Annotated in this window: 7 protein-coding genes; 2 read left to right on the top strand and 5 right to left on the bottom strand. The window is 31.1% G+C overall.

Going from position 1 to position 6595, the window contains the following annotated elements:
- On the bottom strand, positions 1 to 104 hold a 104-nt coding region (rpsI, locus tag ACIQ2I_RS07080), incomplete at its 3' end, for a 30S ribosomal protein S9 (protein ID WP_396181727.1).
- Positions 104 to 559, bottom strand: a complete 456-nt coding sequence (gene rplM / locus ACIQ2I_RS07075) for a 50S ribosomal protein L13 (RefSeq protein ID WP_396181726.1) — start codon at positions 557 to 559, stop codon at positions 104 to 106. The genes rpsI and rplM, both read right to left, overlap by 1 nt.
- A gap of 211 nt (positions 560 to 770) precedes the next feature.
- On the opposite strand from rplM, the gene ACIQ2I_RS07070 reads away from it, so the two are divergent.
- Positions 771 to 1805: a LacI family DNA-binding transcriptional regulator gene (locus tag ACIQ2I_RS07070; protein ID WP_396181725.1), complete on the top strand. Its 1035-nt coding sequence runs from the start codon at positions 771 to 773 to the stop codon at positions 1803 to 1805.
- A gap of 53 nt (positions 1806 to 1858) precedes the next feature.
- Here ACIQ2I_RS07070 and surE read toward each other — a convergent pair whose 3' ends face one another.
- Positions 1859 to 2614 carry a 5'/3'-nucleotidase SurE gene (gene surE / locus ACIQ2I_RS07065; protein ID WP_396181724.1) on the bottom strand — a complete coding sequence of 252 codons (756 nt, stop codon included), beginning with the start codon at positions 2612 to 2614 and terminating at the stop codon, positions 1859 to 1861.
- Positions 2615 to 2747: 133 nt separating this feature from the next.
- Here surE and ACIQ2I_RS07060 point away from each other — a divergent pair, with 133 nt between their 5' ends.
- A complete protein-coding gene (locus ACIQ2I_RS07060; protein WP_396181723.1) occupies positions 2748 to 4964 on the top strand; it encodes a carboxy terminal-processing peptidase in 2217 nt (738 codons plus the stop codon).
- 98 nt (positions 4965 to 5062) lie between these two features.
- On the opposite strand, the gene ACIQ2I_RS07055 is transcribed toward ACIQ2I_RS07060, so the two are convergent.
- Together ACIQ2I_RS07055 and rodA are read right to left on the bottom strand one after the other, a co-directional pair.
- On the bottom strand, positions 5063 to 5893 hold the full coding sequence (locus tag ACIQ2I_RS07055) for a T9SS type A sorting domain-containing protein (RefSeq protein ID WP_396181722.1): 831 nt from the start codon (positions 5891 to 5893) through the stop codon (positions 5063 to 5065).
- The coding region (gene rodA, locus ACIQ2I_RS07050) for a rod shape-determining protein RodA (protein WP_396181721.1) at positions 5887 to 6595 on the bottom strand (709 nt) is incomplete at its 5' end. The genes ACIQ2I_RS07055 and rodA, both read right to left, overlap by 7 nt.

Genomic DNA, 6595 nt, shown 5'->3' with positions numbered 1-6595 from the left:
ACAGCAAACGCTCTTTTGTTAACTGTAATGTTACCAGTTCCTTCTGAAACATAAACACGTGCTACTGCACATTTTCTTCTTCCGATTTTGTGAATTACTCCCATTACTTAAGATCGTTTAGGTTAACTGCTTTAGGCGTTTGTGCGGCATGTTTGTGCGCATCTCCTACGTTAACATTTAAATTACGGAATAATTGTGCTCCTAATTTGTTTTTAGGCAACATTCCTTTAACTGCTTTTTCTACTAATAATGCAGGATTTTTTTGTTGCATTACTTTTGCAGTTAGACTTCTTTGTCCTCCTGGATAACCTGTGTGACGGATGTACGTTTTCTCATCCAATTTGTTTCCAGTAAGATTGATTTTTTCTGCGTTAATAACAATCACGTTATCTCCACAGTCAACATGCGGCGTATAACTTGGCTTATATTTACCTCTTAATAGCATAGCTACTTTAGAAGCAAAACGACCTAAGTTATGACCTTCAGCATCTACAACAACCCACTGCTTATCTGCAGTAGCTTTGTTTGCCGAAATTGTCTTGTAGCTTAATGTGTTCACAATACTAATTTTTAATTAAACATTCCATTCCTATTCCCAAACTTAGGGATTAGGGGTGCAAAAGTACAATTATTTATTAAAATTACAAACTCTAAACTAAAATTCTTTTATATTGATTTTGAACTCAATAAAAGAGGTTATAAAATATATTCCTTTTATAAGGTTCTTTTCGTTGATTTTTTATATTTTTGAATTTGAAATAGTATAAAAAATGAAATCTAAACCCACATTAAAAGAATTAGCTAAAGAATTAGGTGTTTCTACCTCAACAGTTTCTAAAGCGCTAAGTAATAGCCCAGAAATTAGTGAACTAACTAAAATTAAAATTAAAGAGTTTGCGCAACTAAAAAATTATAAGCCAAATAGTATAGCTAAAAATTTAAAAAATCAGCGTTCATATACTATAGGTGTTATTTTTCCAAATATTTTAAATCCTTTTTTTGCAAAAGTTTTTTCTGGAATTGAATTATATGCTAACGAAAAAGGCTATAATTTAATAACATGTACGTCTAATGAATCTCTAGAAAAAGAGAAACAGATGATTGAAATGTTAGATAATGGCGCTATAGACGGTTTTATTTTAGCTTTGGCAGAAGAAACTCAGAAAGAAAATAATTTCACACATATATATAATGTATTGCGCGATGGAACTCCAGTAGTCCTTTTTGATAGAATTGCACCAGAATTAAAATGTGATAAAGTTATTGTAGACGATTTTGACTCTGCAGCTGAAGCGACCCAATATTTAATTGATACGAATTGCAAAAAAATCGCGCTCTTTTCTACAATTAATAATTTAAGCGTTGGAAAGTTAAGAGAAAACGGATATAAAGAAGCATTGCTAAAAAACAACATGAAATTTGATGCAACTTTAGCTTTGTTGTCAGATTCAGATGAAGGTTTTGATGAAAAAATGGGTCAACTTATTTTAGAACAAAAACCAAATGCTATTTTTGCAATAGATGAATATGCTGCGGTTGCTGCAATGAAATTTTGTTTAAAAAACGGATTTCAAGTACCAAATGACATCTCAATTATTGGTTTTGCAGATGGTTTATGGTCAAGAAGAATGACGCCTAGCTTATCTACAATTAGTCAACATGCACCTGAAATAGGCCGAAAAACAGCCGAATTAATTATCAAACGTATCGAAGAAATTTCAGATTCTGAAACAGAAAAAACATTTGAAACCATTGTTATTAAAACCGAATTAAGAAAAAGAGATTCGGTTAGAAAATTGTCTTAATCACATAGACATATAGTTTTTTAAAATCCTATTTGCCTATGTGTTTAAATAAACTATAAACCCCAACTATTTAATTGTTGCATCGCGTGATAAGCCGTTAAATCAAAATGAACGGGAACTATAGCGATATAATCATTAGCTAACGCCCATTCATCTGTGTCTTCGCCATTATCATGATTCACAAATTTTCCGGTTAACCAATAATATTCTTTACCCATTGGATTGGTTCGTTTGTCAAATTCTTCTTCCCAAGTGGCTTTCGCTTGACGACAAATTTTTATGCCTTTAATTTGGTTTGTTTTTGGAAAATTTACATTCAAAACCACACCTTCAGGCAATCCTTTTTCTAAAACTTCTAAGGCAATTTTCTTAATAAAAGGTTTGATGAATTCAAAGTTTGCATCCCAACTGTAATCACATAAAGAAAATCCGATAGAAGGAATGCCTTCAATTCCGCCTTCTACTGCAGCACTCATCGTACCAGAATAAATTACATTTATAGAGGAATTAGACCCATGATTGACACCAGAAACACATAAATCTGGCTTGCTTTTCATCACTTCATGTACGCCCATTTTAACACAATCTACTGGTGTTCCAGAACAACTGTAGGCATTATTTGTACCTAAAAAATTAGGAATATGTTTCAATTCTAAAGTACTATTTATAGTAATGGCATGACCCATGCCGCTTTGTGCGCTGTCTGGCGCAATGATATAAATTTCACCTAATTCATGCATGACTTCTGTTAAAGCTTTTATGCCTGGAGCAGCAATTCCGTCGTCATTAGTAACTAGAATTTTTTTCATTTTACAATTGTGTTAATTTATTTGCTAATTTATTATATTTTATGATTTATTTGTGGATAAAAATATTAAATTTGTTATCTTGTTTTTTTACAAGTAATGCAATGACTATTTGGCACGATTTTAGAAGTTAAAAATGAAAAAAAGTATAGAATTTATGAAAAGAAATTATAAGGTTTTATTAGTTGTAGGGATATTAGCTGCGGGATTATGGAGCTTTATACCTTCAAAAAAAATAACTGGCGACGATAAAGATAAAATGTTAATTGAACTGTTGTCTTTTGTGTTAGAAAAAGGCCATTTTTCACCTATTGAATTAAATGATGAATTTTCAAAAAAAGCGTATGCCTCTTATATCGAATCATTAGACCCTACGAAACGATTTTTCATCCAATCTGATATTGCTGAATTTCAAAACTATGAATTGGCTATTGATGATATGATTCGTAGCAAAGATTTGGCGTTTTTTGATTTAACATACAAAAGATTAATGTTAAGAATGAAAGAATCCAAAGTAATCTACACTAACATTCTTTCCAAACCATTAGATTTAAATGATAATGAAACCATAAATGTAGATTATGAAAAACTACCCTATGCTGCTACTAAGATTGATTTAGATCAGCGTTGGAGAAAGCAATTAGAACTTGCTGTTTTGAGTGATATTACAGATAAAGAAGACATTCAAAACGCTTTAAAGTCTGAAATTTTAGATGAATCGAGTGCTACTAAAGAAGAAAAACTGGCTCAAAAAACCGAGCCAAAATCATTTGAAGAATTAGAAAAAACCGCTAGAAAAACTACAGAAAGTAATTTAAATAATAATTTTAGTTTCATTGCTGAATTAACGCGTGAAGATTGGTTTACCGTTTATATCAATGCGATTGTAACGCAATACGACCCACACACATATTATTTTTCTCCAGAAGATAAAGAGAAATTTGATGTAAGTATGAGTGGAAAATTTGAAGGAATTGGTGCGCGTTTACAAAAGAAAAATGAAGGTATTGAAGTGTCTGAATTAATAAGTGGAGGCCCTGCATGGCGAGGTAAATTATTAGAACAAGGCGATGTTATTATTAAAGTAGCCCAAGCAAATGAGGAGGCGATTGACATTGCAGGCATGCGATTAGACGACGTGATAAAAAAAATAAAAGGACCAAAAGGAACTTTGGTGAAACTTACCGTTAAAAAAGTAGACGGTTCAGTTAAAGTAGTTCCAATTATAAGGGACGAAGTAGAAACTGAAGAAACCTTCGCAAAATCTACCGTTGTACAAAAAGACGGGAAGTTATTTGGGGTGATTTATTTACCGAAATTTTACCAAACTTTTGAAAATAGATCTAACAGAGATGCCTTTAAAGACGTAGCTATTGAAGTCGAAAGATTAAAAGCTATGAATGTACAAGGTATTGTAATGGATTTACGTGATAATGGTGGTGGATCTTTAGAAACGGTAGTTAAAATGACAGGTTTATTTATTGATAAAGGCCCAGTAGTTCAAGTAAAACCAGCAGGTGGTAAAGCTCAAATTTTACCAGACTCTGATCCTAAAGTACAATGGAATGGTCCTTTAGTAGTAATGATTAATAATTATTCGGCTTCAGCATCAGAAATATTTGCCGCTGCAATTCAGGATTATAATAGAGGAATTATTATTGGAAGTAAGCAATCGTATGGAAAAGGGACTGTTCAGAATGTATTTGAATTAAACGAGTTTGTTCGTGGCAATCAATACGGAGAATTAGGCGCTTTAAAAACCACTACTCAAAAATTTTATAGAGTAAATGGCGGCTCTACACAATTAGAAGGTGTAAAAAGTGATATTGTAATGCCAGATCGTTTTAGCTTTATGCAAACAGGTGAAAAAGATGAAAAAAGTGCTTTGCCATGGGATAAAATTGAGCCAGCAATTTATACACCATTATTTCAAAACTTTGAAAAAGTAATTGCGAATAGTAAAAAAAGAATTGCTACTAATGATAACTTTAATTTAATTTCCGAAAATGCAAAATGGATTAACGATAGAAAAGAAGACAATACTATAAGTTTAAATTATACTGCCTATAAAAAAGAAATTGCCGATATTGAATCGCAAACTAAAAAATTTAAGAGTCTTGAAAAATATAAAAACAACCTAAATTTTACTTCTTTACCATACGAATCAGAATTAATAGCTAAAGATGAATTGTTAAAAGAAAAACGCGAAAGGTGGCATGCTGAATTAGTAAAAGATATTTATATGACAGAAACATTAAATGTATTAACTGATTTAACTGTTTTAGATACAAACAAACCTATTGTTAAAACTAAAAAAGATAAAAAATTAAAAGAAAAATTAGCCTCAAAATAACGAATTTTTATATATAAAAAGCCATTCATTTTCTTCTTGAATGGCTTTTTAGTTTACTATTGTTTTTGTTAATCGTTTCGATTTTGAAAACTACAAAATTAATCTGTAATTAGTATTTTTTCATCGGCAATAACATTATTTTCTTCTGTTAGTTTAACAAAATATAGTCCACTTAAAAGTGCATCACGTGATAATGAAATTGTATGGCCCGAAAGATTATTAACTTGTTTAACTATTTGCCCGTATGAATTATAAATGTTCAAGTTGGCATTTTTTAAATTCCTATTTGTTTGAATAGTAGTTGAAGCTACAAAAGGATTAGGAAAGATTGAAATAAGATTTTTATCTGTATATTCAGTAATATCTAAGTTATTTTGTCCCGACTGTATACAAGCATTTGGAGTACTTTCATAGGCATAATCTTTTATAGTAAAAGAGGCAGAATTTGCCAGAATATCTATCCGTGCCCAGCCATAGTATGTGTTTGTGCCTACAATTAGTTTTAGTGCTAAATATTTATCTGAAGCGCCTACCCAGTAGCCAATATTTGTTCCCAATGCCAAAGTGCCGGGATTATTAAAATCATACCATGTTGCAAGTGATGCACAAATTGTATTAGATGTTGATAATGACCATGGTAAATAAGTTTCATTAACAAAATTTCCTGAATAAGCATTGTTGTTTTGCGGATTACACATAACTCCAATTGTACTTGCACTTCCTCCAAAATAAATTATAAAATCAACAACCGTATCATTATTTAAATCCAAAGAAAATGTCGCGTTAGGAGTGGCGTCAGGTATATCAGTATAAATAATTTGGGAATATAACTTACTATTTACAAAAAACAATATCAATATAATACATAAAGTTGTTACTCTTTTATGAAATATATTTTTAGTTCTCATTATAAATAATAGTTTTACCATTCATTGACTTTATTGGCATCTAATTTTATAAATATAAATAGCATAATAGTAAATGCCCACAAACTAGAACCACCATAGGAGAAAAAAGGTAGTGGTATGCCAATAGTAGGAAACAAACGTATTAACATGGCAATATTTACAAAAAAGTGAGTAAATAAATAGGTGGCTACACAATAACCATACACCCTGCTAAATCTAGTTTTTTGGCGTTCTGCAAGGAATAATATTCGCAAAAATAAACTTACAAATAATCCAATAACTATTACATTTCCTACAAATCCCCATTCTTCACCAACCGTTGTAAAAATATAGTCCGTATGTTGCTCTGGCACAAAACCGCCTTTTGTTTGTGTACCTTCTAAGTAACCTTTACCAAAAAATCCTCCTGAACCAATAGCTATCATAGATTGATTTAAATTGTATCCTTCGGCTTTCATGTTTACATCTTTTCCTAAAAGTACATTAATACGATCTTTTTGGTGGGGCTCTAAAACTTTATCATATACATAACTAACCGAAAAGGAAAAAAGTGATATTGCTATAAAAATTAATCCGTAAACAATAGGATTCCGAGAAATCAGTCGATTAAATATAAAATGAATCACCATAAATATTCCAATAAATGAAATTAAGTAAATGGGTTTTATTATTAGCGCTAAAAGGAAAGTGGCAATTGAAATGGCTCCAGTCCACAAATACCAA

Origin of the sequence: Flavobacterium sp., assembly GCF_044368995.1 — a bacterium.
Lineage (GTDB): Bacteria > Bacteroidota > Bacteroidia > Flavobacteriales > Flavobacteriaceae > Flavobacterium.
Note: the sequence above shows the minus strand (reverse complement) of the source record. Positions and strands in the feature narration are given on the sequence as shown.